This is a genomic window from Achromobacter sp. GbtcB20 (genome assembly GCF_019091095.1).
Lineage (GTDB): Bacteria > Pseudomonadota > Gammaproteobacteria > Burkholderiales > Burkholderiaceae_B > Achromobacter > Achromobacter mucicolens.
Genome location: NZ_JAGXJZ010000004.1, coordinates 85,275 through 110,723 on the forward strand (window position 1 = coordinate 85,275; position 25,449 = coordinate 110,723).

Annotated in this window: 31 protein-coding genes; 19 read left to right on the top strand and 12 right to left on the bottom strand. The window is 66.2% G+C overall.

The features are described 5' to 3' along the window. Positions 1–35 precede the first annotated feature (35 nt). From KVT32_RS07790 to KVT32_RS07825, 8 genes are read right to left on the bottom strand one after another with little or no spacing between them, the layout of a single operon-like run. Positions 36–1,037 (bottom strand): metal ABC transporter solute-binding protein, Zn/Mn family, encoded by a 1,002-nt coding sequence (locus tag KVT32_RS07790; protein WP_217617960.1) that lies wholly within the window; start codon positions 1,035–1,037, stop codon positions 36–38. Next, on the bottom strand, positions 1,034–1,939 hold the full coding sequence (locus KVT32_RS07795; RefSeq protein WP_175155519.1) for a metal ABC transporter permease: 906 nt from the start codon (positions 1,937–1,939) through the stop codon (positions 1,034–1,036). Before KVT32_RS07795 ends, KVT32_RS07790 begins: the two co-directional genes overlap by 4 nt. After that, the gene (locus tag KVT32_RS07800; RefSeq protein ID WP_217617961.1) at positions 1,936–2,706 is read right to left on the bottom strand and encodes a metal ABC transporter ATP-binding protein; all 771 of its coding nucleotides are present in this window, start codon (positions 2,704–2,706) and stop codon (positions 1,936–1,938) included. Before KVT32_RS07800 ends, KVT32_RS07795 begins: the two co-directional genes overlap by 4 nt. Continuing rightward, on the bottom strand, positions 2,703–3,656 hold the full coding sequence (locus tag KVT32_RS07805) for a metal ABC transporter solute-binding protein, Zn/Mn family (RefSeq protein ID WP_217617962.1): 954 nt from the start codon (positions 3,654–3,656) through the stop codon (positions 2,703–2,705). Before KVT32_RS07805 ends, KVT32_RS07800 begins: the two co-directional genes overlap by 4 nt. Positions 3,657–3,699: 43 nt before the next feature. After that, on the bottom strand, positions 3,700–4,308 hold the full coding sequence (locus tag KVT32_RS07810; protein WP_217617963.1) for a DUF6162 family protein: 609 nt from the start codon (positions 4,306–4,308) through the stop codon (positions 3,700–3,702). An 18-nt stretch (positions 4,309–4,326) separates the two neighbouring features. Then, complete coding sequence (locus KVT32_RS07815; RefSeq protein ID WP_056317990.1) at positions 4,327–4,653, bottom strand: hypothetical protein; 327 nt, start codon at positions 4,651–4,653, stop codon at positions 4,327–4,329. Next, entirely contained in the window at positions 4,650–5,186 is a 537-nt protein-coding gene (locus tag KVT32_RS07820) for a thiamine pyrophosphate-binding protein (RefSeq protein ID WP_175155517.1), read from the bottom strand. The genes KVT32_RS07815 and KVT32_RS07820 overlap by 4 nt, the downstream gene beginning before the upstream one ends. Further along, the gene (locus tag KVT32_RS07825) at positions 5,183–6,358 is read right to left on the bottom strand and encodes a PepSY domain-containing protein (protein WP_217617964.1); all 1,176 of its coding nucleotides are present in this window, start codon (positions 6,356–6,358) and stop codon (positions 5,183–5,185) included. The genes KVT32_RS07820 and KVT32_RS07825 overlap by 4 nt, the downstream gene beginning before the upstream one ends. Positions 6,359–6,567: 209 nt before the next feature. Here KVT32_RS07825 and KVT32_RS07830 point away from each other — a divergent pair, with 209 nt between their 5' ends. From KVT32_RS07830 to KVT32_RS07850, 5 genes are all read left to right on the top strand, one after another. Then, the gene (locus KVT32_RS07830; RefSeq protein WP_175155515.1) at positions 6,568–7,029 is read left to right on the top strand and encodes a DUF2946 family protein; all 462 of its coding nucleotides are present in this window, start codon (positions 6,568–6,570) and stop codon (positions 7,027–7,029) included. A 73-nt stretch (positions 7,030–7,102) separates the two neighbouring features. Continuing rightward, positions 7,103–8,521, top strand: a complete 1,419-nt coding sequence (locus KVT32_RS07835; RefSeq protein ID WP_217617965.1) for a PepSY domain-containing protein — start codon at positions 7,103–7,105, stop codon at positions 8,519–8,521. A gap of 1 nt (position 8,522) precedes the next feature. Further along, complete coding sequence (locus KVT32_RS07840; protein ID WP_254636807.1) at positions 8,523–9,068, top strand: DUF2946 family protein; 546 nt, start codon at positions 8,523–8,525, stop codon at positions 9,066–9,068. Between the two features lie 203 nt (positions 9,069–9,271). Beyond that, positions 9,272–11,332 (top strand): TonB-dependent copper receptor, encoded by a 2,061-nt coding sequence (locus KVT32_RS07845; protein WP_217617966.1) that lies wholly within the window; start codon positions 9,272–9,274, stop codon positions 11,330–11,332. 74 nt (positions 11,333–11,406) lie between these two features. After that, positions 11,407–11,604 carry a hypothetical protein gene (locus tag KVT32_RS07850; RefSeq protein WP_056317974.1) on the top strand — a complete coding sequence of 66 codons (198 nt, stop codon included), beginning with the start codon at positions 11,407–11,409 and terminating at the stop codon, positions 11,602–11,604. A gap of 37 nt (positions 11,605–11,641) precedes the next feature. On the opposite strand, the gene KVT32_RS07855 is transcribed toward KVT32_RS07850, so the two are convergent. Continuing rightward, positions 11,642–11,896 (bottom strand): RNA-binding protein, encoded by a 255-nt coding sequence (locus KVT32_RS07855; protein WP_217617967.1) that lies wholly within the window; start codon positions 11,894–11,896, stop codon positions 11,642–11,644. A 48-nt stretch (positions 11,897–11,944) separates the two neighbouring features. Continuing rightward, the gene (gene ppk2 / locus KVT32_RS07860) at positions 11,945–12,766 is read right to left on the bottom strand and encodes a polyphosphate kinase 2 (RefSeq protein ID WP_056317970.1); all 822 of its coding nucleotides are present in this window, start codon (positions 12,764–12,766) and stop codon (positions 11,945–11,947) included. Positions 12,767–12,999: 233 nt separating this feature from the next. Here ppk2 and KVT32_RS07865 point away from each other — a divergent pair, with 233 nt between their 5' ends. The 8 genes from KVT32_RS07865 (at position 13,000) to KVT32_RS07900 (ending at position 19,455) form a co-directional block, all read left to right on the top strand. Further along, on the top strand, positions 13,000–13,236 hold the full coding sequence (locus KVT32_RS07865; protein WP_152384487.1) for a hypothetical protein: 237 nt from the start codon (positions 13,000–13,002) through the stop codon (positions 13,234–13,236). 18 nt (positions 13,237–13,254) lie between these two features. Continuing rightward, entirely contained in the window at positions 13,255–13,647 is a 393-nt protein-coding gene (locus KVT32_RS07870) for a PRC-barrel domain-containing protein (RefSeq protein WP_056317965.1), read from the top strand. Positions 13,648–13,704: 57 nt separating this feature from the next. Then, the gene (locus KVT32_RS07875; protein ID WP_217617968.1) at positions 13,705–13,980 is read left to right on the top strand and encodes a hypothetical protein; all 276 of its coding nucleotides are present in this window, start codon (positions 13,705–13,707) and stop codon (positions 13,978–13,980) included. A 21-nt stretch (positions 13,981–14,001) separates the two neighbouring features. Beyond that, entirely contained in the window at positions 14,002–14,982 is a 981-nt protein-coding gene (locus KVT32_RS07880) for a Ku protein (RefSeq protein ID WP_152384486.1), read from the top strand. Between the two features lie 2 nt (positions 14,983–14,984). Further along, positions 14,985–17,507 carry a DNA ligase D gene (ligD, locus tag KVT32_RS07885; protein ID WP_217617969.1) on the top strand — a complete coding sequence of 841 codons (2,523 nt, stop codon included), beginning with the start codon at positions 14,985–14,987 and terminating at the stop codon, positions 17,505–17,507. 45 nt (positions 17,508–17,552) lie between these two features. Further along, entirely contained in the window at positions 17,553–18,101 is a 549-nt protein-coding gene (locus KVT32_RS07890; protein WP_254636808.1) for a cytochrome b, read from the top strand. A 33-nt stretch (positions 18,102–18,134) separates the two neighbouring features. After that, positions 18,135–18,374 (top strand): hypothetical protein, encoded by a 240-nt coding sequence (locus KVT32_RS07895; RefSeq protein ID WP_056317950.1) that lies wholly within the window; start codon positions 18,135–18,137, stop codon positions 18,372–18,374. A 229-nt stretch (positions 18,375–18,603) separates the two neighbouring features. Further along, positions 18,604–19,455 (top strand): symmetrical bis(5'-nucleosyl)-tetraphosphatase, encoded by an 852-nt coding sequence (locus KVT32_RS07900; protein WP_254636809.1) that lies wholly within the window; start codon positions 18,604–18,606, stop codon positions 19,453–19,455. Positions 19,456–19,459: 4 nt separating this feature from the next. Here the strand turns inward: KVT32_RS07900 and KVT32_RS07905 are convergent, their stop codons facing one another. Then, positions 19,460–19,735 carry a hypothetical protein gene (locus tag KVT32_RS07905; RefSeq protein ID WP_142055208.1) on the bottom strand — a complete coding sequence of 92 codons (276 nt, stop codon included), beginning with the start codon at positions 19,733–19,735 and terminating at the stop codon, positions 19,460–19,462. Positions 19,736–19,960: 225 nt separating this feature from the next. Between KVT32_RS07905 and KVT32_RS07910 the strand changes: the two genes are divergently transcribed. Then, positions 19,961–21,400, top strand: a complete 1,440-nt coding sequence (locus KVT32_RS07910; RefSeq protein ID WP_056317945.1) for an NAD-dependent succinate-semialdehyde dehydrogenase — start codon at positions 19,961–19,963, stop codon at positions 21,398–21,400. A gap of 253 nt (positions 21,401–21,653) precedes the next feature. Continuing rightward, entirely contained in the window at positions 21,654–22,226 is a 573-nt protein-coding gene (locus tag KVT32_RS07915) for a class I SAM-dependent methyltransferase (protein ID WP_254636810.1), read from the top strand. Positions 22,227–22,298: 72 nt separating this feature from the next. On the opposite strand, the gene KVT32_RS07920 is transcribed toward KVT32_RS07915, so the two are convergent. Then, positions 22,299–23,030 (bottom strand): carbonic anhydrase family protein, encoded by a 732-nt coding sequence (locus KVT32_RS07920; RefSeq protein WP_254636811.1) that lies wholly within the window; start codon positions 23,028–23,030, stop codon positions 22,299–22,301. Positions 23,031–23,278: 248 nt separating this feature from the next. On the opposite strand from KVT32_RS07920, the gene KVT32_RS07925 reads away from it, so the two are divergent. The 4 genes from KVT32_RS07925 to KVT32_RS07940 all read left to right on the top strand — a co-directional run bounded on the left by KVT32_RS07925 (position 23,279) and on the right by KVT32_RS07940 (position 25,448). Beyond that, positions 23,279–23,515: a lipopolysaccharide assembly protein LapA domain-containing protein gene (locus tag KVT32_RS07925; RefSeq protein ID WP_056317937.1), complete on the top strand. Its 237-nt coding sequence runs from the start codon at positions 23,279–23,281 to the stop codon at positions 23,513–23,515. Between the two features lie 77 nt (positions 23,516–23,592). Further along, entirely contained in the window at positions 23,593–24,048 is a 456-nt protein-coding gene (locus tag KVT32_RS07930) for a hypothetical protein (RefSeq protein WP_175155506.1), read from the top strand. A gap of 39 nt (positions 24,049–24,087) precedes the next feature. Continuing rightward, a complete protein-coding gene (locus KVT32_RS07935) occupies positions 24,088–24,585 on the top strand; it encodes a glycine zipper 2TM domain-containing protein (protein WP_152384482.1) in 498 nt (165 codons plus the stop codon). A 206-nt stretch (positions 24,586–24,791) separates the two neighbouring features. Continuing rightward, positions 24,792–25,448 carry a response regulator transcription factor gene (locus tag KVT32_RS07940; protein WP_217617973.1) on the top strand — a complete coding sequence of 219 codons (657 nt, stop codon included), beginning with the start codon at positions 24,792–24,794 and terminating at the stop codon, positions 25,446–25,448. Position 25,449: the final 1 nt, after the last annotated feature.

The window sequence follows — 25,449 nt, forward strand, 5'->3', positions numbered from 1 at the left end:
CGGCGCGCGTTCGTGATGGCATTGCCGGTGGCGATTTACTTGGCCGCCGTGGCAGCGGCGGGCGCCAGCGCTTGCAGCAGGCGCTGCGCGTTGCCCTGCAGGTCCGCGACCGGGTCGGCGCCATCAGTGGCCAGCACGACGGCCTTGGCGCCGCCGGCTTCAATGGCCTGCGAAAGTGCTGGGGTCGGCTCGCGGTGCAACAGCGCGGCGGCCACGCCGTTGTCCTTCAGCGTGGCGGTCAGCGCAGCCAGCGCGTCGGGCGTCCAGTCCTTGTCGTCACGTGCCATCGTGTCGACCAGATCCAGATTGAATTCCGCAATCAGGTAGGGCAGGCGTTCGGACAGGCTGACGACCGCGACGTTCTCGGCCTGCGCCAGCCCCGCCTGGCTTTTTGCATTCAGTTCGACCAGCGTGCGCTTGATGTGCGCCAGGTTTTCGCCGATGCGCTTTTCGTCGGACGGGGACAGGCGGCCCAGGTCGGCGGACACGATGTCGGCCATGCGGCCCAGGTTGACGATGCTGAGCCACGGATAGGCGGCAAACTGGCCGCCAGCCCGCGTGTCGCTTTGCAGCGCGATGCCGTTCAGCGCGCCGTCGAGCGGACGCGCCGCGTCGATCTCGACGATGCGGATATTGGTGCGGCGCGCGTTGGCAAAGAGCGGATCGTCTGGCCAGAGGGAACGCAGGCCCACGGCCGCATCGGCGGAGGCCGCGGCCTTTTGCAGCGCCGCGCCGCCGCGGCCGCTGAAGTAGGACGTCAGCCGCGTGGCCGGCAGGTTGGCGGGCGCCGCACGTTCGACGCGGATGCTGCTGTCCTTGGCCAGGCTGTCGGTCAGGGCGAACACGACCGGGTGGGCGGCCAGCACGGTGACTGCTGCAGGCGCGGTGCTGGCGGTTTCGGGTTGCGGGGCGCGGGCGGCGCGGCCGGACTTGGCGGCTTCCTGGGCATGCGCCGTAACGGCGGCGCCCAGGGCGGATGCCATCGCCACCGCCAGGGCGGCGCGGCGCAAGGTGACATAACCTGACTTCAGACTCATGCTGCGTTTCCTTTCAGACCGGGGACCAGGCTGCGCGCCAGGGCCGCGATCGCAAACAAGATTCCCGCGACCAGAATGATGGCCGCGCCGGAGGGCACCGGCAGTTCCAGTTCGATGGGCAACATGATGCCGGCGAGCGTGGCGATCATCGCAAACAGCACCGACATCGTGAAAAACCCCTTGAGCGATTGCGCCAGCATCCGCGCCGCGGCGGCCGGAATCACCAGCAGCGCGCCGACCAGGATGGCGCCGATCACCTTGACCGAAGCCACGGTGACCAGCGTCACCAGGATCACGAACAGGTAGTCCATCGCCTTGACGGGTACACCGCGCACGGCGGCAAGCTGCGGATTGAAACTGGCCAGCATCAGCCGGTTGTAGTTGGGCAGCGCCAGCGCCAACGCCAGCACCGCCACGCACGTCAGCACCGACAGGTCGTTGCTGTTGACGGTGAGCACCGAGCCGAACAGCACGTTCTCCAGGATGTGGATGTTGATGCGCCCGGCCAGCACCAGCAGCAGGCTTGCACCCAGCGCCAGCGACACCGACAGGAACACGCCGATCAAGGTGTCCGGCGTGAGGCGCGTGCGGTTGCTCAGGAAATTGAGCAGGATGCCGAAGATGAGGCAATAGCTGAACAGGCTGCCATACGGGCCGGTGTAGGGCTCGCCCAGCAGAATGCCGATCGCCACGCCGGTCAGCGCGGCATGGCCCACCGCTTCCGAGAAGAACGCAAAGCGCTTGACCACGACCAGCGTGCCCAGGCCGCCCAACACCGGCCCGATGATCAGGCCGGCGAGCAGGGCGTTGATGACGAAGCCATAGGCCAGCGAATCGGGCAGCGCGCCGGATTCCGCCGCGCGCTGGATGAGTTGGCGCAGGTTATCGAAAAAGGCGTTCATGCGGCGCGCTCCTGCGGTTGGCCGCCCACGCGCGGACGGGTGGAAAAGAGCGTCAGCAGCCGGTCGGGCGTCAGCACTTGCTTAGGAGGACCGTCGCAAAGCACCTGGCGGTTCAGCCCGGTGACGCGGTCGGCCAGGCGGCCAACGGCCTCCAGGTCATGCTCGATCCAGAGCACGGTCACGCGCTGCGCGCGCCAGTTGTCCAGCAATTGTTCGAACACGCGCACGCCGGCTTCGTCCAGCGCCGACATGGGCTCGTCCAGGACCACCATCGATGGGCTGGGCACCAGGCCCTGGGCCAGCAGTACACGCTGGCGCTCGCCGCCCGACAGCGCGCCCATGCGGCGGTTGCGCTTGTCCTGCATGCCCACGCGTTCCAGCGCGGCGGAAATCTCTGCCGACTTTGCGCGCGACAAGCCCAGGAATGCCGGCTTGCGCTGGCACATCGCGGCCATGAAATCGTTGACGGTCATGGGCAGGCCGCGATCGAACTCCAGCGCCTGCGGGATGTAGCCGATGACGCCCGGCCGATCGCCGGGCCACGTCACGCTGAGCTTGCCTCGATGCGGCATCTGGCCCAGCAGCGTCTTGACCAGGGAACTCTTGCCGCCGCCGTTGGGGCCCACCAGCGCGTGCACGCTGCCCGCCGTCACGCTAAAGGCGACATCGCTGAGGATCTCGGTGCGGCCCAGCGTCAGCGAGATCTGCTCGAAGGTCAGCGTGGGGCCGGGCGCGCCCGCCGGGTGCGGGCTCACCGGGCCGGTCACGCGCCGGCCTCTTCAATGGCGCGCACGACGGTAGCCAGGTTTTGCGTCATTTCCTTCTCGAACTGCTCGGCGCTGTATTCGCCGTAAGAGATGTGCGACAGCGCGTACAGCTTCACGCCGGTTTCACGCTGGATCGTTTCGACGTACGAGGACGGGAAGTTCAGTTCCGAAAAGATCACCTTGACGTCGGCCGCGCGCAATTGCTCGATGGTGCCCTTGAGCTGGGCCGGGCTGGGCTCGATGCCGTGCGCCGGCTCCACGACGGCCGTGACTTCCAGGCCGAATTCGCGCAGCAGGTAGTCGTACGCGCCGTGAATGGTGGCCACGCGCAGGTCGGCGTTGGGCGCGGAGGCCAACTTGCCCAGCGCATCGGCGCGCAGCTTGCGCAGGCGCTGGCCATAGGCGCGCGCGTTGGCGGTGTACGCCTGCGCGTTCGCGGGATCGATACGGCCCAGTTCGCGGGCGATGGTGTTGATCTGCGCGATCGAGGCGGTGATCGACAGGAAGGTGTGCGGATTGACGACCTTGCCCGAATCGCCGCCCCCGCGCGCGGCCATGCCGACTGCGGCCAGCAGCGGCACCTGCGCGTTTGCCTCGATCACCGGGATCTTGGGCTTTTCGCTGGCGGCGATCATGCGGTCCGCGAAGTCATCGTGGCCGATCCCGTTGAGCACGACGACGTCCAACGTGCCGATGCGCTTGATGTCCTCGGCGCGAGGCTCGTAGGCATGCGGATTGAAGCCCACCGGAATCAGCGGCACGACCTCGGCGTTGTCACCCACGATGTTGGCGACGTAGCTGTAATAAGGATGCAGCGTCACGCCGATCTTCAGACGCTTGGCGTCTTCGGCGTGGGCGGGCGCGGTGAACGCGCCGGCCAGCAGCGCCAGCGCGGCGAGCGGCGCGGCGCAGCGGCGCAGGATCTGGGAGAAAAACGAAAAGGCAGACATAAATCCGTAGGCTCGTGTCGGAAGGCGAAGGGGGAGGGCCCGGTCAGGGCTTGTTCTGGCGGGTGACGCCGGCATCGAACTGGGCGGCGACCTGCAGCCAGCCCGCCGCAGCCAACGCGGCATCGTCGGCGCTTTCCGGGACGCGGGTTGCCGCATTCCGGGCCAGCCAGACATCGGCCTGGGCGGGCGCACTGCCGTCATGGCCATGGCCGTCCTTGGCGTGGCCGTCTTCGGCGCGCATCAGGAACGATCCGGCCAGCTTGGCATCCGCCGTCTGCCCCACATACAGGGCTTTGCCCGCCTGACGCTCCAAGCGCCACACGTGGCCGCCGCGCGCGGCGGTGCTGTTGTCGGTGACGAAAGGCGGCAGTCCCTGCGCGGCCAGATCGGCGACCGAGGGCAGCGGCTCGCCGGCTTGCAGGGCAAATCCGATTTCCTCGTAGGCGACGCGCAGGTCGGCGTAGATGCCCTGTTCGGCGGGCGTCAGGTCGCGTCGTGCGTCGATCTGGGTGGCGGCGAGCGGCGCGCTTTCGGGCGGCGCTTCGCGCAGTCCGATATACCCTGCGGCGGCGGCGACGATGACCACGCAGGCGCCCAGCACCGCAAGGGTTTCGTGGCCGGCGCCCGCGGGGCGGATGACTTGTGTGTGCATGCTGCGGTTGGCCGGGGCTTACTGGATGTCGACGTGGTCGATCTCGACCACGTGGCCGGGACCCGCGTCAAACAGGACGTAGAACTCGCCGTTCGGCCGCTTGAACGACATCTTGGAATCCGCGTCCAGCTTGCCGGGCACGAGGATCTGTTCGTCGTAGGAGATGACGTCCATGGTGACGCCGGCCGCGCCGCTGCCGTCGGAGAATCCGCCGGTGCACTGGATCTGTTCCTTGCCCTCGGCCTTGCATTCGGCCATCGGATTGTGCGCCAGGGCCGAAGCGCTGGCGGTCAACAGCGCGCCAAGCAGGGCGGCGCGAAAGCGGTTCGCGAAAACTGCGTTCATCGGGATGCTCCTTGTTTCTTCAGCCACTCGACGGTGGCGGGGGAGGCGGTGGCGATGGGCCACGCCGCCTGGTGCACCGAACCGTCCCAGCCTTCCGCCGTGATCCAGAGATCGGCGTCCGGGGTGGTGCGCGGCGGAATCGGCACGGTGGCAAAGGCCCGGTGCGGGCTGCCAAAGAAGATCGAGCCCGCGGCGCGCAGGCTGCGCGGCTTGCCCACGCGCACGTAGACTGCGCGGATCTGGTCCTTGCAGCCTTCGCATTGCGCCATGGTGAAGGTCTTGACCATGCCGGCCGGATCGGACTTGGGCGGTTCGATCTGCCATTCGGCAAGCTGCAGCTTCCACGGGCCGACCTGCAGGTCGCCGGCGGGGCGCTGGCCCAGGCCCATCGCCCCTCGCGACAACGCCAGGTTATCGAAATACTTCGGAACGTAGAGGATCGGCAGGATAAGCAGCAGCGCGCTCAGGTGAAAGCGCCAGCGGCGCCAGAGTCTGGGCTTGGACGCGGCGGCGAGGGTGGCGGTCTTGCTCATTCGGTCACCTCACGGGCGTCGGTGCGGGCTGCGCGGGCAGGGCGCAGCGCCTTGGCGGTGGCTTGCGCGGTGCGCTTGGTCCAGATCAGCAGGCCGCTCAGCGACATCATCGTCAGCAGCAGGCCAAACAGGAACCACACCAGCTTCAGCCAGAACCCGCCGAAGTCGCCGGTGTGCAGCGGCCGCATGGATTCGGTGAAGAATTCCAGACCGCTGCGATCGGACAGGCGGCGCACTTCCTCGACGGCGCCGTTGTACGGATTGATCTTGGCGTATTGGTACATCAGCGGATAGGCGCCGCGGCCCGAGATGGTGATCGGGTCGTAGGCATTGCCGGGGAAAAACACCTGCTGCGTCTCCAGTCCGGGCAGCTCGCGCTCGGCAATACCGACGATCTGGTCGAGCGGCAGGCGTTTGACGGTGTCGCCGGGCGCGACGGTCGGCACCTGGTCGCGCGCCACGACGGCGGGGACGCCCTGCGTTGAGATCGTGGTGGCCGTATCGAACAGCACGGCCTGGACCAGGAACCAGATCGCGCTGACCGAGATCAGCAGGATGAACCAGACGGACCACAACCCCGACAGGCGGTGGAAGTCGCCCCAGAAAATGCGGGCGCCCTGGTCGACGCGCAGGCGCGGCTTCTGGAAATAGGCGCGCCAGAACCGTTTGTAGACGACGAGACCCGTGATGAGCGAGAGCAGCATCGGCACGGACAGCAGCGACACCAGGTACCAGCCCCAGCTATAGCCATTCGTGAACGGAATCAACAGCCAGCCGTGCAACGCGCGCATGAACTGGCGCAGGTCAAAGTTCAGGGCAGGGCCTTGAACATCACCGGTATAGGGGGTGACGTAAATGGAGGTGAATCGCGCGCCCGGATATCCGACCGAGGCCGTCAGGGCGAATTGGGATTCCTCGGGCCAGGACAGCCGCTGCACGGAAGCGTCGGGCTCCTGCTTGGCGATGGCGTCCATCAAATCCTGGTAGCCCATGCGCGGGGTATCGGCATCGGGCGCCTGGGCGCGAACGGCGGGATTGATGAGCCAGACGATTTCCTGGCTGATGACGGCGATGGTTCCGGTCGCACAGATGAAGAACAGGAAAATCCAGATCGGCAAGGCCAGCCAACTGTGGACGAGAAACCATAATTTGGAGCGCGATGGCTTGGCCATTCGAGAACTGTCCGAAGAACGTGAGAAGTGGATCTGGTCCCATTTAAGGGAGGTGTCAGGCGGAATTCTAGCAATAATCGTTCTCAATTGTCTTAGCGACTGGCTTTGGATCCGTCCTGCACCGTCAGCCGCTCTCGCGGCGTAATGACGCCACCGGTGTTTAAAATGCCCCCTCGGCGCCCAAATCGGCCGCCGCCCGGAACCTCCGCATGCACGCCTTTCCGTCCTCGCCGTCCTTGCGCCCAGCCGCTGCCGTCGCCCTTGCGCGGCTGTTGCTGCTGGTGTTGCTGGCCGCGCGGGCGCTGGTGCCCACCGGCTACATGCCAGATGTGCAGGCGCTCAAGCAGGGCCGTTTCGCGCTGGGCTTCTGCGCGGCCGGGGGTGGCGTTTTTCCCGGCATGCCGGGTCTGGCCGACCCGCACGCGCATGCCGGCGACTCGCATGGCCATCACGGGCACCCGGATTCCTCCGGACACGTCGGCGCCGGTCAGGAATGTCCGTTTGGGCTGAGCGCGCACCCGGCACTGCTGACGCCGCCAGCCTTGGCGCTGATCCCCATGCTGCTTGGCTGGCGGGTGCAGCCAGCGCCGCAAGCCGACAGTCCGCGGCCCCCCATGCCGGCCGCCGGCCCGCCGCTGGGCCAGCGCGCGCCGCCTCGAACCATCGGATGACATTTCCCGCCGTGCGCCTTGCGCGCACGCTGGCCGCCCCTTGCGGGCGGCGTCCGTTGTTGTCGAGACCCTTATGACCACTGACACTCTGGTTAGCCCTGCCGAGTCCGCGCGGCCGCGGGCCGCGAGCGGCAGCGCGTTTCTCGCGCTGCTCACCCGGCTGCATTTCTATATCGGCCTGTTCGTCGGCCCCTTCATTCTGGTGGCGGCGGTGACCGGCACCCTGTTCGTCCTGACGCCGCAACTGGAAAGCGTCATCTATGCCGACCAATTGCGTACGGACTCCACCGGCACCGCGCAGCCCTTGGCCGCGCAGGTCGAGGCGGCCCGGGCGCGCATCGGCCCGGATCCGCGCCTCTTTGCCGTCCGGCCCTCACCCGGACCGGGCGAGACCACGCGCGTCATGTTCACGCAGCCCGGCATGGGCGACTCCGAATCCCGTGCGCTGTTCGTCGATCCCATCACCCTGGCCATCAAGGGCGACATGGTCGTCTACGGGACCAGCGGCACGCTGCCTTTCCGGACCAAACTGGACTACCTGCACCGCAATCTGATGCTGGGCGACCTGGGCCGCAACTACAGCGAGCTGGCGGCGTCGTGGTTGTGGGTGGCCACGCTTGGGGGCGTTGTGCTGTGGTTTGCACGCCGGAGCCGCGACAAGGCTGCGGCAGCGCGCAGTCCGCGCCTGCGCGCGCGGCGCTGGCATGGGCTGTTGGGGCTGTGGATCGGGATCGGCCTGGTGTTCTTCTCGGCCACGGGGCTGACCTGGTCGAACTGGGCGGGCGCGCGCGTGGACCAACTGCGGGCCCAATTGGGATGGATTACACCGGCGGTGTCGCTAAAACTGCCGGCCTCCGGAATGCCGGCCGCCGGTTCGCCGGCCGTGCCCGAGGGCGGCGAGCACGCGCATCATCATGGCGGCCAGCATGACCACGCCGCCATGATGATGGCGCCGGACAACGTGGCCTCCGGCTTTGACCGCGTGCTGCAGTCGGCCCGGCAGGGCGGCATCGACAGCAGCCAGCTCGAAATCCGCCCGCCGCGCGGTGAAGGCCAGGCCTGGATGGTGCGCGAGGTGGACCGCTCCTGGCCCACGCAAGTCGACACCATTGCGGTGGATCCGTCGACCTACGCCATCACGAGCCGCGCGGACTTCGACACATTTCCGCTCATCGCCAAGCTGATCCGGTGGGGCGTGGACATGCACATGGGGATCCTGTTCGGCTGGCCCAATCAGCTCTTGATGGCCGCCATGGGCATCGCGCTGACGGCGATGATCGTCCTGGGTTACCGGATGTGGTGGCTGCGCCGGCCGGCAGCCCCGGCAGGGCAGACGCTGACGCAGGCGTGGCGCGATCTGTCCTGGCCGGGTCGCATCGCGACGGCGGCTGTCGCGCTCGCGCTGGGCTGGTGCCTGCCGGTCATGGGCGTGAGCCTCGCCGTGTTCCTCGTGATCGACGTGTTGCGGTGGATGGTGGCCAAACGCGCTTGATATGCGTCAACGGGCGGCGCAGATCGCGGGCGGCGGGCCGGATTCGGGGCCGGATCCGCGCTACCATCTGCGCCGTCAAGGGGATCCGATGTACCGATGCGCCACGGCTGCAAGACGATGGGTTTCGCTGTTCGCAGCGGCCCTGTTCGTCTTTCAGGCGCTGATTGCCTCGGCGGCGCTCGCCGGATCCGGCGGCGCCGGCGGGGCAGGGGGATCCCCAGTCTTCGGTGCCACCACCATCATCTGCACGGCCAGCGGGCCGCGCGTGGTCACCCTTGGCCAGGAAGGCGCCATACCAGGCGACACCCCAGGCGCGCATCAAGACGCCACCTCGGACGCCGCGCAACATAGCGGCGCCATGCCGCACTGCTGCGTCGCGGGGTGCGCCATGCTGGGCGGCGCCTCGCTGCCGGCCTTGTGGCTGCTTGCATGGCTGCTGCCCTCCTTGGCCCAGCCTGACGCGCCGCCCGCCACCCACGATCCTCACTTCTCCAGTGCGCTCGCGCGGCTGCCGCAGCAGCCGCGTGCGCCGCCATCCGCCGCCTGACGGCTTTCCTCCCTGCATTTCCGGCTTGCATCGCGCCGCCCACCGCTAGCGGGTGCGGCGCCGACCGCTGACGCCTGTCCGCCTGTCCGCTCGTGGCATGGCCCCTGATCCGTGGGGCAGCCGCCGGGGCGTGCCTGCGCGCGGCCTTGGCGCACCAGACGGCAAGCCATGACTCCCCATTCCACGTTGGACTCGATTCCGATATGTGCAAGCAACAGCAATTTCTACGCATGACCTGCCTGGCCGCCGCCATGGCCGCCACGTTCTCCGCCGGGGCACAATCCGCTCCCGACGGCGTGACCACGCTTGATCCCGTCGTCATCACGGGCGTTGCGCCCAGCGCGCCCCTGACATTCACGACCGATCCCAAGCTGCCGCGCCAACCGCTGCCGGCCAGCGACGGCACCGACTATCTCAAGACCATTCCGGGGTTTTCGGCCATCCGCAATGGCGGCACCAATGGCGATCCGGTGCTGCGCGGCATGTTCGGTTCGCGCCTGAACATCCTGACGAACGGCACCGCCATGCCCGGCGCCTGCCCCTCGCGCATGGACGCGCCCAGTTCCTACATTTCCCCCGAGAACTTCGACCAGCTCACCGTCATCAAGGGACCGCAGACCGTGCTGTGGGGGCCGGGCGCGTCCGCCGGCACCGTCCGGTTCGACCGGGATACGCCCCCGTTCACCGAGCCGGGCGTGCGCTTTGACGGCAGCGTGACGGGCGGCTCGTTTGGACGCAACGACCAGACGGCGGACCTGACCGCCGGCAACGAGAAGGTCTACACCCGATTCACCGCCAACCACTCGCATTCGCAGGACTACAAGGACGGCGACGGCAACACCGTGCCGTCGCGCTGGGACAAATGGAACGCGGATGTGGCGCTGGGATTCACGCCGGACGCGGACACCCTCTATGAGTTGACCGCCGGCACCGGCGATGGCGAGGCCCGCTATGCCGGCCGCGGCATGGACGGTTCGCAGTTCAAGCGGGAAAGCTTTGGACTGCGGTTTGAAAAACGTAACCTCGGCGAGGTGCTGAATCGGGTGCAGGCGCAGCTCTATTACAACTACGCCGACCACGTCATGGACAACTACACCCTGCGCGCGCCCGACCCCTCAAGTTCCATGGCGATGCCCATGGCGTCGGACGTGGACCGGGCCACCTGGGGCGGGCGCTTCGCCAGCACCTGGACCCTGTCGCCGGACGTCAATCTGGAGGCGGGGATGGACTTCCAGCAGAGCCGCCACCGCGCCCGCAGCGGCACGGGCACGGTGTCGTACCGCAGCCAACCGTGGGTCAAGGATGCAGATTTTTCCAACACGGGTGTTTTTGGCGAATTGACCTGGCGCGCCGCCCCTGACAGCCGCGTGATTGGCGGAGCCCGCGTGGATTGGGCGTCGGCCAAGGATTTCCGCCAGACCACGGGCGGCCAGATGATGCCCATGCCCAATCCGACGGCGGGCGAGCGCCGCGACGACACGCTGCCCAGCGGCTTTCTGCGCTATGAACGGGATCTGGCGTCGCTGCCCGCCACGGTGTACATCGGCCTGGGCCACGTCGAGCGGTTTCCCGACTACTGGGAATTGTTCTCGCCCAAGCGCGGGCCGGCCGGTTCGGTCAACGCCTTCCAGGGTGTCAAGCCGGAAAAGACCACCCAGCTGGACTTCGGCGCGCAGTACAAGACCGAGACGCTCGATGCCTGGTTCTCCGGGTACGCGGGTTACGTGGACGACTTCATTCTTTTCAACTACACGTCCGGCGGGATGATGGGCGCCACCTCACAGGCGACCAACGTGGATGCCCGCATCTTTGGCGGGGAGTTCGGCGCCACGTACGCCGTGTCGCCGCGCTGGAAACTGGGTGCGACGCTGGCCTACGCCTGGGGCCAGAACCGCAGCGACGGCAGGCCGCTGCCGCAGATCCCCCCGCTGGAAGCCAAGCTCAGCGCCGCGTACGACGACGGCACCTGGTCGGCCGGCGCCTTGTGGCGCATCGTCGCGCCGCAAAAGCGCTACGCGCTCAACGAAGGCAATGTCGTCGGCAAGGATTTCGGCCCCAGCGCCGGTTTTGGCGTTTTCTCCGTCAACGCGGGGTATGTGGTCAACCCGCAGGTCCGGCTGTCCCTGGGCGTGGACAATGTGTTCAACAAAACCTACAGCGAACACCTGAACCTGGCCGGAAACGCGGGTTTCGGATATCCAGCGGGGACAGCCGTGAACGAACCCGGACGTAGCGTCTGGGCCCGGGTCGGTATCCGATACTGACAACGGAAATGGGTTGGGCACGCTACTTGCTGAAAGGGGGGTGAGGGTCATTCCTTGTCTTATGGAGAAGCATCATGGAAGCTTTCAAGTACACGCCCACCCTGTCCACCCCCCAGCCGATGACCAACGGCGAACGCTGCGCGCTGCGCACCCTGGCCGCCGCGCAGCAACTTTTGCACCCGGAACGTCCGCCCGCCGTCATGATGTCGACGGTCGAGGCCGAGCTGGCGAAATATGTAAAAGAGACTTACCGTCCGCGCACGGCGTGGTGACCCGCGGGGGCAGGGCGCCGCTGCCCTCGGGCGCCCGTCACTCGATCGGCGCCCGCATGACCAGCGCCGAAACGGTATGGTTTTTCCAGAACACCTGATAGATTCGGGGCAGCAAGGCTTGCAGCTCCGGTTCCGTCGCGCCTGTAAAGGTCACCAGCACTGCGGGCCGGTTGCCTTCGCTGGGGACGCGTTTGACGTGATCCGGCGATGGAAACCCGTACTTCGTCAGGAAGGTGCGAATCTCGTCGTCGGTGGTGGTTTCCTCAACCTGATTGATGAGCAGCGCTGCCATGGCTGAACCTCCGGGGAAGGGGCGCTTCGGGCGTCAGGACGTGTCGCGTCAGAACTTTTCGGGCACGAACCGGAACGGATGCTCCGGCTGCTCGTATCCCTTGGCCTTTTGCCGCTTGGGTAGCGCAATCTTTTCCCTGGGCCCGACCTTGTAGGGAATGTGTTCCAGCAGATGGCTGATGATGTTGAGCCGCGCCCGCTTCTTGTCATCGGATCCGCACACATACCAAGGCGAGATGGCCGTGTCCGAGGCCTTGAACATGTCGTCACGCGCCCGTGAATAGTCGTACCAGCGGCTGTACGAATCCAGGTCCATCTTGGTCAGCTTCCAGGTCTTGCGCGGGTCATTGATGCGCGACTGCAACCTGCGCGTCTGCTCCGCCTCGCTCACTTCCAGCCAATACTTGAAGAGCAGGATGCCGGAGTCAATCATCACCCGCTCCACCAGCGGCACGGCCTTCAGGAAGGTGTCGACCTGCGCCTGGGAGCAGAACCCCATGACGCGTTCCACGCCCGCCCGGTTGTACCAGCTGCGGTCGAAGATCACGACTTCGCCGGCGGCGGGCAGGTGGGGAAGATAACGCTGCATGTACATCTGGGACTTCTCGCGCTCGGTGGGCGCGGGCAAGGCCACGATGCGGAAAACGCGGGGGCTGACGCGCTCGGTCAGGGCCTTGATCGTGCCGCCTTTGCCTGCGCCGTCACGGCCTTCGAAGACGATGCACACCTTGGCGCCGGTCTCCTGCACCCATTGCTGCAGCTTGACCAGTTCGGCGTGCAATTGCGCCAATTCCTTTTCGTACTGCTTCTTGGACAATCCGGCCTCTTCGGCCGCTTCGGGGGTGTCCTTCTGCTTTTTTTTGCCGGCCATCGTCGCACTCCGAAAAGTTAAGCCACGAATCAAGGCGCATCACGGCGCCGCCCGTGAAGTGAATATATTGCCGATTCGATGCCATTTGGGAACGCGTTACCAATGGTTTTATGGTGCCGCAACGTAACCCGTCATTGGAGGCATGCGAAATCAGGCACAGCCCGGGCACGCCATTTGCTGTTTGCGTCCTTGGCCACGCTTCGCTGGCCGCCGCATATTCCAAGGTGACGAAAATGGAACCAAGACATTCCGTTGGGCAGGCATCTTCCCAGGACAACGCCGTGGAAGCGACGTCGACGCCAGACGATCTGCCCGTCAAGCCTTCCGACGGCAAGGCCGGCGCCCAGCCGGTCAAGCCTTCCGACGCTAGCGAGAACGCGCAGGGCAACGAAATTCGAAATGAGGATATGGAGCCGTCGGATGCGTCCGAATCCAATCCCGACCCCGCCGGCTCGCAGCGCTCGTCCTGACCCCGAGGAGAACCGATCATGACCATAAAGACCACAGTGTTGGGTTTGGCCGTCCTCCTGGGCGCCGCGGGCGGCGCTTGCGTGGCGCAGGCGCAGGGCGCGCCGCAGTCCGTGACCGAAGTCCGGGTCGATGTCGCCAAGGTTGACGCCGGCTACCGCGCCTCGAAGATGATCGGGGCGACGGTCTACAACGGCAAGAAGGAAAAGCTCGGCACCGTGGATGATCTGATCCTCGGACCGCCCGACTGGGCGCCTTATGCGGTGTTGTCGGTGGGGGGCCTGCTGGGCGTGGGCAACCACCTGGTGACGGTGCCGCTGTCTCAGATGCAGGTCGCGGGCGATCAGTTCCAGTTGCCGGCGGCCACCAAAGATACGCTCAAGGCGCTGCCCGAATTCAAGTACGCGAAGTAGACGGCGCGGGGCCTGCCGCCCCGCGCCGCATGACCATCCATGCCACGAGGAGGCTCCATGCAGATTGAACCCGTCCCCGACATCCGCCCCGCGCCGCGCTCGCGGTCACTGGTCGCGCAGCTCAAGGATATCGATGCCCGCCGGCCGGATTTTCCGGGCGAGCATCTGATCGTGCTGGGCGTGGGCGTTCTGCTCATGCTGTCGGGCATGCGCAGCCGCACCATCCTGCGGCGCACGCTGATCACGGCAGCCGGCACCGCCCTGATCGGTCGCGCGGCAAGCGGAACCGGGGGCGTTGCCCGCGTCGCCCGGATCGTCAAGCGCTTGGGCTGATCGCGGCGCAGGAGAATCATCATGGCAGCAAGAACCATATGGAAAGGGGCCATTTCCTTCGGTCTGGTTCACATCCCCGTGGGCCTGCACACGGCCACCACCGAGTCGGGCGTGGATTTCGACTGGCTGGACAAGCGCTCGATGGACCCGGTGGGCTACAAGCGCATCAACAAGCGGACCGGCAAGGAAATCGACAAGGACAACATCGTGAAGGGCGTCGAGTACGAGGACGGCAAGTACGTCATCGTATCGCCCGACGAAATCGCCGATGCGTATCCCCGGACCACGCAGACCATCGAGATTCAGCAGTTCGTGGACGCCACGGACGTGTCCTTCGTCTATCTGGAGCGGCCGTATTACGTTGCGCCCATCAACAAGGGGCACAAGGTATATGCCTTGCTGCGCGACACCCTGGCCAAGACCGGCAAGATCGGTATTGCCAAGGTCGTGATCCAGACCAAACAGCACCTGGCCGCGCTGATCCCGTCGGGCGACGCGCTGGTGCTGAACCTGATGCGTTGGGGCGATGAGGTCAAGTCTGTCGATGGGCTGGATCTTCCCAAGGCTGGGGCCAAGAACATGACGCCCAGCGCCAGCGAGTTGAAGATGGCCAAGATGCTGGTGGAGGACATGTCCGGCCAATGGGATCCGGAACAGTACCAGGACGAATTCAAGGCCGCGGTGATGGAGCTGGTGGAGAAGAAGGCGCGCGCCGGCAAGACGGAGACGGTCATCGAGCCGCAGGAAGAGTCGCCCACCTACGCCGACAACGTCATCGACCTGACGGAGCTGCTGCAACGCAGCCTGAAGGGCGGCAAGGGCGGAGCCAAGGCCGCGTCATCGGCGGGCAAGGCCGGAAATGGCGCCGCAAAAAAGGCGGCCAAATCTGCGGCCAAAAAGACGGCTGCAAAGAAGACAACGGCCAAAACCACGGGCAGCGCCGGCAAGGCGTCCGGTAAGACAGCAGCCAAGACGGCGAGCAAAGCGCGCAAGGCGGCTTGATCATGGCCGATTCGCTCAAGAAGTACCGCGAAAAGCGCAACTTTCAAGTTACCTCGGAACCGGCCGGCGGCGGCGAGGCGAACGAGGACGCTCGCGCCTTCGTCATCCAGAAGCACTGGGCGAGCCGGCTGCACTACGACTTCCGTCTGGAACTGGACGGCGCCATGAAGAGCTGGGCGGTGCCGAAGGGTCCTTGCTACGACCCGGCCGTCAAGCGCATGGCGGTTCAGGTCGAGGACCATCCCATTGCCTACAACCAGTTCGAGGGGCAGATTCCCGAAGGCCAGTACGGCGCGGGCAAGGTCATCATCTGGGACGAAGGCAAGTGGATGCCCGTGGGCGACCCGCGCAAGGGCTATCGGGACGGTCATCTGAAGTTCGACCTGCAGGGCGTGAAGATGCAGGGCAGGTGGGCGCTGATCCGCTTAAAGGGCAAGGAAAGCGACAAGCAGCCGCCCTGGTTGCTCATCAAGGATCGCGATGCGTTCGCCCGGCCGGAGCGGGAGTTCAGCGTGGTGGACGAAATGCCCGACAGCGTGGTCCCGCTGCGGGCGGCCAAAGCGCCATCCCCAGATCGGTCCGAAGACCAACCTGAACCTTCGGCCGACGGCCAACGCGCCTTGCCCGGCGTGGCCGCCGATTTGCCGGCGCATCTGAAACCTCAGCTCGCCACGCTGGTGGACGGTGTGCCCCACCACGCCCCGGACTGGCTGTACGAAATGAAGTTCGACGGCTACCGGCTGGTGGTGCGGATCGAAGGCGACGACGTGCGTCTTTATACCCGCAACGGCCACGACTGGAGCGCCAAGCTGCCTCATCTGGTCGACGCGTTTCGCGCGTTGCCTGCCAAATGGGCGTGGGTCGACGGCGAAATCGTGATGCTCGACCGCGAGGGCATTCCGAACTTCCAGGCGCTGCAGAACGCCTTCGACGGCGAGCGCACGCAAGATATCGTCTTCTATGCCTTTGATCTTCCTTTCATCGGGCAGCGGGATCTGCGCCAGGAACCCCTGACGGTGCGCCGGGCGCTGCTGCAGCAACTGATGGACACCGCCGAAGACGACCATCTGCGGTTCAGCGAGGCCCTGGAGGCCGCGCCGACGGATCTGGTGGCGACAGCCTGCAAGATGGGGCTGGAAGGCATCATGGCCAAGCGCCTGTCCTCGCCCTACGTGTCGCGCCGCACAAATACCTGGGTCAAGGTCAAATGCGCCCGGCGCCAGGAATTTGCCATCGTCGGCTACACCGCGCCGAAGGGCAGCCGCGCGGGGCTGGGGGCGCTGCTGCTTGCCGTGACCGAGCAGGATGGCAGCCTGCGCTATGCCGGCAAGGTGGGCACGGGGTTCGATGACGCCAGCCTGGTGTCGCTGCAAAAGCGCCTGGCGTCCATCGAGACCGACAAGAAGCCTGTCGCGAACGCGCCCGCCGCGGGTGGCGTACGCTGGGTCAAGCCCGAACTGATTGCAGAGGTGTCGTTTGGCGAGTGGACGGGAGGCGGACACATCCGTCATTCTGTCTTTCGAGGATTGCGGCAGGACAAGCCGGTGCGGGCCATTTCCAGGGAGAAGGCAGTGCCAGTCAAAGACATCGAGGGCGATGCGGGCGCGACCAGACCGGCCAGCAAAGCCGTGCCCGCCACCAAGGCCAGCCGCGCCAAGGGCGGCAAGCTCACCAATCCGGATCGCGTCATCGATCCGTCCACCAAGCTCACCAAGCTGGACCTGGCACGCTATTACGCGTTGGTGGCGCCGCTGATGCTGGAGCACCTGAAGGGGCGCCCGGTGTCGTTTCTGCGCGCGCCGGCCGGCATCCAGGGCGAATTCTTCTTTCAGAAGCACCTGGAAGCCGCAATGCCGGGCGTGAAATCCCTGCCGGCCAAGCTCGACCCGGACCATCCGCCGCTGCTCGAAGTGCCCACGGCCGAGGCCATCATGTCCGCGGTGCAGATGAACGTGGTCGAATTTCACACCTGGAACGCGGTCAAGACGTCCATCGGCAAGCCGGATCGGATGCTGTTCGACCTGGACCCGGGCGAGGGCGTGCAGTGGCCCGCGATGCAGCAGGCCGCGAACCTCGTGCGTGTGCTGCTGGAAGAAATCGGACTGAAAGCGTGGCTCAAGACCAGCGGCGGCAAGGGCCTGCACGTGGTCGTGCCGCTGCGCAAACAGTACGACTGGGATACGGTGAAGCGCTTTTCCCAGGTGATCGTGCAGCATCTGGCGCGGACGCTACCGCAACTGTTTGTGGCCAAGAGCGGGCCGAAGAACCGGGTCGGCAAGATTTTTGCGGACTACCTGCGCAATGGATTTGGCGCGACCACCGTATGCGCCTGGTCGGCGCGGGCGCGTCCCGGTCTGGGCGTATCGGTGCCCGTCAAGTGGGAAGAGCTGGACAAGCTGACGGGCGGGGCGCACTGGACGATCCAGGATATCCACACCCGGCTGGACGCGGGCAACACCCCATGGGACGATTACGCGCCGCAGTCTCTGGCGCCCGCCATGTCCGCCATGGAGTTCGAGCCATGAGCAGGATCTCCCTTGTGCTGTGCCGATCTCCCAAGGAGTCGCCCTATGCCACCGCCTGTCGCCAAATCCAGCGTAATGGACCGTCCGGACGGGTATGGAATCGTCAGCCGTGTCCTGCATTGGCTAATGGCGGTGCTGCTGGCGTGGCAGTTCACCAGCGCGGCTGCGCGGCAATTTTTTCCGGACACCCCCATCGAGGACTTCTTCTGGGCGTCGCACACGTCGCTGGGCCTGTTGCTGCTGATCCTGGTTGTCGTACGCGGCGCGTGGGCCCTCGCCAACCTGGGACGCCGTCCGAACAGCGGCCTGATGGCGGGTTTCGGTCACTTGCTCCTGTACCTCATGATGATCGCCATTCCCACATTGGGATTGTTGCGGGCATATGGCCGGGGCAGGGGCTATTCGGCTTTCCGCATCCCGGTCTTCAGCCCCCGCGACCAGGAAATCGAAGCGCTGGTCGAGTTGGCCAATGCCTGGCACGGACTGCTGGGCTGGACGCTTCTCGCGGCGGCGGCGGGCCACGTCCTGATGGCCTTCCTGCACCGCGGCAGGGACGGCCGGCGCGTATTGACGCGCATGACCCGAGGGCAATGACGGCCGGCGCGCCGGCCTGCACAGGAGGCAATCATGCAGCGCGATGAGCTCTTGGCACTGATGATCTCGGTGTCCGCGCCGGCGCCCCGGCTGGACGAATGGGACCGGGTGCTTTCCATCTACGCCGGGTACCTGGAAGGCGTCGCACCCAAGCTGTCGGAGAAGGAGCTGGGCAATTTCATTGGCGCGGGCGCCATGTTCTACCGCACGCTGTGCCAGGCGGACGCCTATCGGCAGGAATCCGTGTGGGGGCGGCGCAAAAAGGAAGGATAGCCACGTCCGGGCACGCCAACCCGGGGGCGCTTCGCATGCGGCATCCGGCCGCCTTGAATGCAAACGTTTGCATGGGTACGGGGCTTGCTGGCCGTTCTGGCACGAAATTCATCCATTCGTGCCAGGAAATGGCCAGCGGCAAGGACACCACATGCGACGCAGACCGGTAAGACAACCATCAAGCCGACCCACCATCACGACACCCACGACCCTTGACGCGAACTTCACATTGGCGGATGACGCACCGCACAGACAGCTGCCCGCCATCTGGGCGATCGGCGACGTGCATGGCTGCTGCCCGTCGCTGGACGCGCTGCTGGCCAGCCCCGAAATTGCGGGGGATCCAACCTGCCGGTTCTGGTTCGTGGGCGACCTGATCAACCGCGGTCCCGCCAACGCCGAGGTCTTGCGCCGGGTCATGGCCTTGGGCGACCGCGCGACCGTGGTGCTGGGTAACCACGACCTGCGCGCCCTGGGCGTGGCCGCAGGTTGCCTGCGCCCAGACCCCCGCGACACGTTGAATGATCTGTTCGACGCGCCGGATGCGTACGAATTGCTGGATTGGCTGCGCGCGCAACCGCTGATTCACGTGCAGGACAGGCATGTCCTCGTGCATGCCGGGCTCTTTCCCGGATGGGACGTGGCCCAAGCGGTGGCGCTGGCCGGCGAGGTCCAGGACATGCTTCGCGACGATGACTGGCGCCGCCATATGCGCACGCTGACCGGCACCGCGCCGCTGGCGTGGAGCGCCAACCTGGACACGCAGCAACGCCTGCGCTTCATCGCCAGCGCATTTACGCGTATGCGGCTTTGCACCCGCAATGCGGCGCTGGCGCCCGGCGCCAAGTCCACCCCAGGGCGCTGGCCTCGCGGAACGTTGCCGTGGTACGACCTGCCGCGGCGCGCGGACGCCGGCAACACCATCGTGTTCGGGCACTGGGCGACGCTGGGGCTGCTCGTGCGCACGGACGCCGTGTGCCTGGACACGGGCTGCGTGACGGGCGGGCCGTTGACTGCCTACCGGCTCTCCGACCACAAATTGGTACAGGCCCCGCGCGAAGCGCTTGCCCAGGCGGCTTGAACGGTCACGCGAACAGCCGGTAGGCCACGCCCAGACTGAACAGAAGCGCCGTGCCAATGGCATAGAACGCCAACGACAGCCAGGCGCTCAGCGGCACGCGCGCCGGCGCTTCGGCCTGACCCGCCGATTGCGCCTCGGGCGGAATTTCATCATTGGCGGCCGTGGGGCAGGGGAGTCGGCCGTCCGCGACGTGGGCGGGTTGGGCGGCGCGCGCAAGCCCCAAGGAAATCAAGGTGTTGCCGACCGGCGTCGGCGAGAGAACGGGTTCCGGTGAGCTCATGGGAGCCTCCGCAATCAGGGTTAAGTGACGAAAGGCGAAACGCCTACAGCAAGCGGCGTGCCCATGCCCGGCCTTGCGCGCCGGACCGCCAGCCGGACGGTCCGAAGGCGGCCTACTTCCCGTCTCCCTCCCAAACACTTACGATACGGCAGGCGCCGGGCGTTTCCGCCCCGCTTGCCCGAATCGACTGACACGTGACGGCCGCATTTCAACCACGGAGCATTCATGAACGGTTACCCAGATACTCTTCTCCTGATCGACAACGAATGGCGCGAGGCCCGAGGTGGCGCGCGCATCGACGTCGTGAACCCCGCCACCGGCCAGAAGATCGGCCAGGTGGCCAGCGCCTCCCGCGAGGACCTGGACGCGGCGCTGGCGGCCGCGCAACGCGGTTTCGAGACGTGGCGCGACACGTCCGCGCATGAGCGTTGCGCGGTCATGCGCAAGGCGGCCGTCCTGCTGCGCGAGCGCGCGGACAACGTGGCGCGCCTCTTGACGCAAGAGCAGGGCAAGCCGTTGGCCGAGGCGCGCGGCGAAGTGCTGGCGGGCGCCGACATCATCGACTGGTTTGCCAACGAAGCCCTGCGCGTCTACGGCCGCATCGTACCGTCGCGCAACCCGGCCGCCCAGCAATTGGTCATCAAGGAACCCGTCGGCCCCGTCGCCGCGTTCACGCCTTGGAACTTCCCGGTCAACCAGATCGTGCGCAAGCTGGGCGCCGCGCTGGCCACGGGCTGCTCCTTCCTGGTGAAGGCGCCCGAGGAAACCCCGGCGTCGCCTGCCGCGCTGCTCAACTGCTTTGTCGACGCCGGCATCCCGAAGGGCGTGCTGGGCCTGGTGTTCGGCTCGCCGGCCGAAATCTCCAGCTACCTGATTCCGCACCCGATCATCCGCAAGGTCACCTTCACCGGCTCCACCCCGGTCGGCAAGGAACTGGCCGCGCTGGCTGGCCGCCACATGAAGCGCGTCACGATGGAACTGGGCGGTCACGCCCCGGTCATCGTGGCCGAGGACGCCGACGTCGAACTGGCCGTCAAGGCCTCGGGCGGCGCGAAATTCCGCAACGCCGGCCAGGTCTGCATTTCGCCGACCCGTTTCCTGGTGCACAAGAACGTCAAGGCGGCATTCGAGCAGGCTTTCATCGCGCACGCCGAAAAGCTCAAGCTGGGCGATGGCCTGACCGAAGGCACCACGCTGGGCCCGCTGGCCAACGACCGCCGCCTGGCGGCCATGGACAAGATCGTCAAGAACGCGGCAGAGAAGGGCGCACGCGTGGCCACCGGTGGGCAGCGCGTGGGTGGCGCCGGTAATTTCTTCGCCCCGACGATCCTGACCGACGTGCCGCTCGAGGCCGATATTTTCAACGAAGAGCCGTTTGGTCCCATCGCGGCGATCCGCAGCTTCGAAACCCTGGACGAAGCCATCCGCGAAGCCAACCGCCTGCCGTTCGGCTTGGCGGCTTATGGTTTCACCCGGTCGATCAAGACGGTGCACGAGCTGTCGCGCCGCCTCGAAGTGGGCATGCTCTGGGTCAACCAGCCCGCAACGCCCTCGGCCGAGCTGCCCTTTGGCGGCGTTAAGGATTCCGGCTACGGTTCCGAAGGCGGTCCCGAAGCGCTTGAGGCGTATCTGGTCACGAAGGCCGTGTCGGTCGTGGGGGTCTAAGCCCGGGGTCTAAGCCCGCCCTCTGACCCCGCTGGTTTGGCAACAGGCCGTATCCGAGAAATCGGATACGGCTTGTTCGTTTCCGGGTTCGATGCTCTCCAAATGAAAGGCGTGCTTACGCACCGTTGCCGGTCGGGCCCGCCGACCGAAGGTAAGGTCTGTCTGACAATGACGTCCCCCGGAGATAGACGCATCGATGTTTTCCTTGCCGCCCATCAAGACCCTAGCCCGCCACAAGCCGGCCGGCTCGGCCATGAATTGGTTTTTGGAGCGCAAGCAGTTTGTCAAGGCGCTGCTTTCCAACCCCTCGGCGGTCGGCGCGGTTGCGCCTTCCAGTGCAGCGCTGGCCGCGGCCATCACCGAATCGATCCCGCCGCGCGGCGGCAAGGTCCTCGAACTGGGCTGCGGGACTGGCGTGTTCACCCGAGAGATGCTGCGCCGGGGCGTTGCGCCATCCAATCTGGTACTGGTGGAGCAGGACTCGGACATGAGCTCCAGCTTGCGCAGCCAGTTTCCAGAGGCGGCCGTGCTGCAGGTGCCTGCCCAGGACCTGTCGCGTGACAGCCATCCTGAACTGCACGGGATCGGCGCGGCGATTTGCGGCCTGCCGCTACGCAACATGAGCGGCGCGCATCACCACAAGCTGCTTACCGCCGTCTTCGAGGCAATGCCGCCGGGCGCATCCATGCACTTCTTCACGTATGGCGTGAAATGCCCGATCTCGGCGCGCGTGCTCGATGACTGCGGGCTTCACGCCCGGCGCGTGCGATTCGTGCCGATGAACCTGCCGCCTGCCTCTGTGTTCAGCCTGAGCCGCACGCCCTGAGGGCACGGGCGGGACGGGCGCGGCCCATTGATAGGCACGCCCGCCCGCGGTACGGCGACGTCGGGGAAAGGGCTATGCCATGAAGGTCAGCATGCCGTTGGTGAGGTCGTACATCGACCCGACGATCTTGATCTTTCCTTCCTTTTCCAGCCCCGCAAGAATGGGGCTGTTCTTGCGGATGGCCTCGACGGTGAGCTGAACGTTGGTCCGCGCCACCGCGTCCACGAATTGCGCGTTCTTGCCGCTGCGGTCGCCCGTGTACTGGGTGGCCTCGACCGCTGGCTTGATGACGTCGAGCAATCCGGTCAGATGGCCGAGCTGAACATTGTCGATCGCGCCGGCCACCGCGCCGCAAGCCGTATGCCCCATGACGAGGATCACCTTGGCGCCCGCCGCCGCGCAGGCAAACTCCATGCTGCCGAGCAGGTCGTTGTTGGAAATGTTGCCGGCGATCCGCCCGTTGAAGGTTTCGCCGATGCCCGTGTCCAGAATGATCTCGGCGGGCGCGCGCGAGTCGATGCAGCTCAGGATGACCGCCGCCGGGTATTGGCCCAGGGCGCTGGACCGCTTCTGCGCAAGGTAATCGTGCTTCTGGGGCTTGCCCGCGCGAAAGCGCGCATTGCCCCGCTTCATCATGTCAATCACCTGGTCCGGCGTCATTGCGTCGCGCTGTGCCTGCGATAACGACGCCGCCTGCGCGTCGTTCGGGGCGACTGCCACGCCTGCCATCACCGCAGCCGTTCCGGCGGCAACGCCCGCCTTCAACCAGCCGCGCCGGTCCAGGTTCAGAGGGTGCCCAGCCATGCAACAATCCTTGATCGCTTCCATGAGGTGTCCCCAAAAAGCAGCCCAAAACGATAGACCGCGGGACGCGGCTATTCGATGATGGGCCGGCCACACTTGCCGTTTTCACGGCGACAGCCATTCTGTTCCTGTTTGCGGCGGTGAACAATGTTTCTTGTTTTCCCGACCGATGAGTGGCATAGTTTTTCGCACGACAGGCCCCCGGGCGGGTTCGGGGCGGTTAAGACAGCGAATACGAAAGGTGCCCCATGAGATACCTGTACATCGTATTGATTGTGTTGCTCACGGCGATGGTTCTGTCGTTCAAGGTCCAGAATTTCGATTCCGTCACCCTGACGCTCTGGACATCCACCATCACTTTGCCGACGTCGGTTCTCGTGGTCGGCGTCTACATCCTGGGCATGCTGACGGGCGGCTTTCTGCTCAGCCTGTTGCGCACCGCCTTCCGGGGCGCGGCCAGCCGTCCCGCCGGTCCCACCCCCTGAAGATTCCCCAAGCGCTACCCGGCTAGCCGCCGTGCGTCCGCAATCAGGGCGCGAACGCGTACTTAGGAGCAATCCCGATGAAAAGGCTATTCCTTGTCTTGTCCACGTGCGTGCTGGCCGGTTGCGCCGGCACGGTCGCGACGAAGAACGATCTGGCCAAGTACGGCACGCCGCCCAGCGATGAAGACCTGTACCAGTACATGTCGACGCTGCGCGATTCCATGCCGCCCACCCGGTATGTCAGCTATCGCGACAAGGGATATGCGGAATCCGTGAAGAAGACCACGTTTGCGGGCGAGGACGGCAAGCCGATGTCGGGTTGGGAGTACGACTTTGACGTGGCTGCCTACGACCAGCTTGGCCCCGACCAGCCGCAGTGGACTGCGCGGCGCGTCGTGTTCTTCAATGGCCGCGCCATAGGCGGCTTCGATGCGAATGGGAAGTTCATGCGCGCCAGCGCCCAGCCATCCGCGGCTGCGCCTGCGCCCGCACCGGCGCCCGCGCCTGCGGCCTCGCCGGCGCGTCCGCGCTAGGCCTGGTTTTCCCATTTCCGCCGTTCCGGAGACCCCATCATGCAAAAGCCTCAGCAGGCCGCCCCGCGTAGCCGCCTGACCCTTCTCGCCGCAGGCGGCATTCTTGGCCTTGCCGCCATCCTTGCCGGCTGCGCCAATCCCTCCGCGTCCTCACGCGTCTACACCTTCGACCAGGCGCAGCGCGCCCAGACCGTCACCCTCGGCTACGTCATTGGCGTGCGGCCCGTCACCATCCAGGCCAGCCAGACATCGGGCATGGGCATGATCGCGGGTGGCGCGCTGGGCGCCGTCGCCGGCAACGCCGTGGGCGGCGGCTCCGGACGACGCATCACCACCGTCGGCGGCGCAGTCGGCGGCGCCATGGCGGGCAACGCAGTCGAAAACGCCAGCATGCGCCGCGCGGGCCTGGAAATCACCGTGCGCCTGGATTCAGGCGACGTGCGCGTCATCACACAGGAAGCGGATGTGCCAATCTCGACCGGCCAGCGCGTCCAGGTGGTCACCCAGGGCGGCGTCAGCCGCGTCGGCGGCATCTGAAGCCGCCCGGGATCCGCATCCGGACTGCGATTCGGGCCGGCTGCGGAGAATATGGCATCTAATCTCCGCATGGCGGCATGCGGAGATTAATTGCTCGCGCCGAGAAAGCGCGCCATGGGCGGGCGCAGCACCAGCGATGAATTGGCGGATTGACCGCGCCATGAGCGTCTTAAGATTCTCTTCATCCTGTCGCGTATAGTCGGCGCATGCGTATCCTACTGGCCGAAGACGATGTATCCCTGGGCGAGTCGATCGAATCCTGGCTGGAGCTCGACGGCTATGTGGTCGACCGCGTGACACGCGGCGACCTTGCCGAAACGGCGCTGGCCGCCCACGACTACCACTGCGTGTTGATCGACCGCGGGCTGCCCGGCGTCTCGGGGGACGACCTGCTGCGGCGGCTGCGCGCGCGCCGCGACAACGTGCCGGCCATCATGATCACCGCCCGCGACGCGGTGCCCGACCGTATCGAAGGCCTGGACCTCGGCGCGGACGACTACCTCGTCAAGCCTTTCGACCTGGACGAACTGTCCGCGCGCATCCGCGCTGCGCTGCGCCGCCGCGACGGCCACGCCACCCCTGCGCTCAAGCATGGTGGCGTCTTGCTGGACGTGGCGGCCAAGCAGGTGCGCTTCAACGGGACGCCGGTCGAGCTGACGGCGCGCGAATTCGCCATCCTGCACGCGCTCATCCGGCGCCCGGGCCATATCGTGTCCCGCGCGCAGCTGGAAGAGGCGCTGTATGGCTGGGGCGACGAAGTCGAAAGCAACACGATCGAAGTCCACATCTACAACCTGCGGCGCAAGCTGTCTTCGGACCTGATCAAGACGGTGCGCCGCCAGGGCTATCGGCTGGCGGACTGAG

What these genes read in the sequence shown, in the direction of transcription:
- KVT32_RS07890 (WP_254636808.1), top strand. Translation starts at nt 17,553, where the DNA reads ATGCCACCGCCTGTCGCCAAATCCAGCGTAATGGACCGTCCGGACGGG.
- KVT32_RS07895 (WP_056317950.1), top strand. Translation starts at nt 18,135, where the DNA reads ATGCAGCGCGATGAGCTCTTGGCACTGATGATCTCGGTGTCCGCGCCG.
- KVT32_RS07815 (WP_056317990.1), bottom strand. Translation starts at nt 4,653, where the DNA reads ATGAACGCAGTTTTCGCGAACCGCTTTCGCGCCGCCCTGCTTGGCGCG.
- KVT32_RS07830 (WP_175155515.1), top strand. Translation starts at nt 6,568, where the DNA reads ATGCACGCCTTTCCGTCCTCGCCGTCCTTGCGCCCAGCCGCTGCCGTC.
- ppk2 (WP_056317970.1), bottom strand. Translation starts at nt 12,766, where the DNA reads ATGGCCGGCAAAAAAAAGCAGAAGGACACCCCCGAAGCGGCCGAAGAG.
- KVT32_RS07915 (WP_254636810.1), top strand. Translation starts at nt 21,654, where the DNA reads ATGAATTGGTTTTTGGAGCGCAAGCAGTTTGTCAAGGCGCTGCTTTCC.
- KVT32_RS07795 (WP_175155519.1), bottom strand. Translation starts at nt 1,939, where the DNA reads ATGAACGCCTTTTTCGATAACCTGCGCCAACTCATCCAGCGCGCGGCG.
- KVT32_RS07850 (WP_056317974.1), top strand. Translation starts at nt 11,407, where the DNA reads ATGGAAGCTTTCAAGTACACGCCCACCCTGTCCACCCCCCAGCCGATG.
- KVT32_RS07920 (WP_254636811.1), bottom strand. Translation starts at nt 23,030, where the DNA reads ATGGCTGGGCACCCTCTGAACCTGGACCGGCGCGGCTGGTTGAAGGCG.
- KVT32_RS07925 (WP_056317937.1), top strand. Translation starts at nt 23,279, where the DNA reads ATGAGATACCTGTACATCGTATTGATTGTGTTGCTCACGGCGATGGTT.
- KVT32_RS07810 (WP_217617963.1), bottom strand. Translation starts at nt 4,308, where the DNA reads ATGCACACACAAGTCATCCGCCCCGCGGGCGCCGGCCACGAAACCCTT.
- KVT32_RS07940 (WP_217617973.1), top strand. Translation starts at nt 24,792, where the DNA reads ATGCGTATCCTACTGGCCGAAGACGATGTATCCCTGGGCGAGTCGATC.
- KVT32_RS07805 (WP_217617962.1), bottom strand. Translation starts at nt 3,656, where the DNA reads ATGTCTGCCTTTTCGTTTTTCTCCCAGATCCTGCGCCGCTGCGCCGCG.
- KVT32_RS07880 (WP_152384486.1), top strand. Translation starts at nt 14,002, where the DNA reads ATGGCAGCAAGAACCATATGGAAAGGGGCCATTTCCTTCGGTCTGGTT.
- KVT32_RS07820 (WP_175155517.1), bottom strand. Translation starts at nt 5,186, where the DNA reads ATGAGCAAGACCGCCACCCTCGCCGCCGCGTCCAAGCCCAGACTCTGG.
- KVT32_RS07930 (WP_175155506.1), top strand. Translation starts at nt 23,593, where the DNA reads ATGAAAAGGCTATTCCTTGTCTTGTCCACGTGCGTGCTGGCCGGTTGC.
- KVT32_RS07875 (WP_217617968.1), top strand. Translation starts at nt 13,705, where the DNA reads ATGCAGATTGAACCCGTCCCCGACATCCGCCCCGCGCCGCGCTCGCGG.
- ligD (WP_217617969.1), top strand. Translation starts at nt 14,985, where the DNA reads ATGGCCGATTCGCTCAAGAAGTACCGCGAAAAGCGCAACTTTCAAGTT.
- KVT32_RS07840 (WP_254636807.1), top strand. Translation starts at nt 8,523, where the DNA reads ATGCGTCAACGGGCGGCGCAGATCGCGGGCGGCGGGCCGGATTCGGGG.
- KVT32_RS07825 (WP_217617964.1), bottom strand. Translation starts at nt 6,358, where the DNA reads ATGGCCAAGCCATCGCGCTCCAAATTATGGTTTCTCGTCCACAGTTGG.
- KVT32_RS07910 (WP_056317945.1), top strand. Translation starts at nt 19,961, where the DNA reads ATGAACGGTTACCCAGATACTCTTCTCCTGATCGACAACGAATGGCGC.
- KVT32_RS07870 (WP_056317965.1), top strand. Translation starts at nt 13,255, where the DNA reads ATGACCATAAAGACCACAGTGTTGGGTTTGGCCGTCCTCCTGGGCGCC.
- KVT32_RS07855 (WP_217617967.1), bottom strand. Translation starts at nt 11,896, where the DNA reads ATGGCAGCGCTGCTCATCAATCAGGTTGAGGAAACCACCACCGACGAC.
- KVT32_RS07905 (WP_142055208.1), bottom strand. Translation starts at nt 19,735, where the DNA reads ATGAGCTCACCGGAACCCGTTCTCTCGCCGACGCCGGTCGGCAACACC.
- KVT32_RS07935 (WP_152384482.1), top strand. Translation starts at nt 24,088, where the DNA reads ATGCAAAAGCCTCAGCAGGCCGCCCCGCGTAGCCGCCTGACCCTTCTC.
- KVT32_RS07845 (WP_217617966.1), top strand. Translation starts at nt 9,272, where the DNA reads ATGTGCAAGCAACAGCAATTTCTACGCATGACCTGCCTGGCCGCCGCC.
- KVT32_RS07790 (WP_217617960.1), bottom strand. Translation starts at nt 1,037, where the DNA reads ATGAGTCTGAAGTCAGGTTATGTCACCTTGCGCCGCGCCGCCCTGGCG.
- KVT32_RS07835 (WP_217617965.1), top strand. Translation starts at nt 7,103, where the DNA reads ATGACCACTGACACTCTGGTTAGCCCTGCCGAGTCCGCGCGGCCGCGG.
- KVT32_RS07865 (WP_152384487.1), top strand. Translation starts at nt 13,000, where the DNA reads ATGGAACCAAGACATTCCGTTGGGCAGGCATCTTCCCAGGACAACGCC.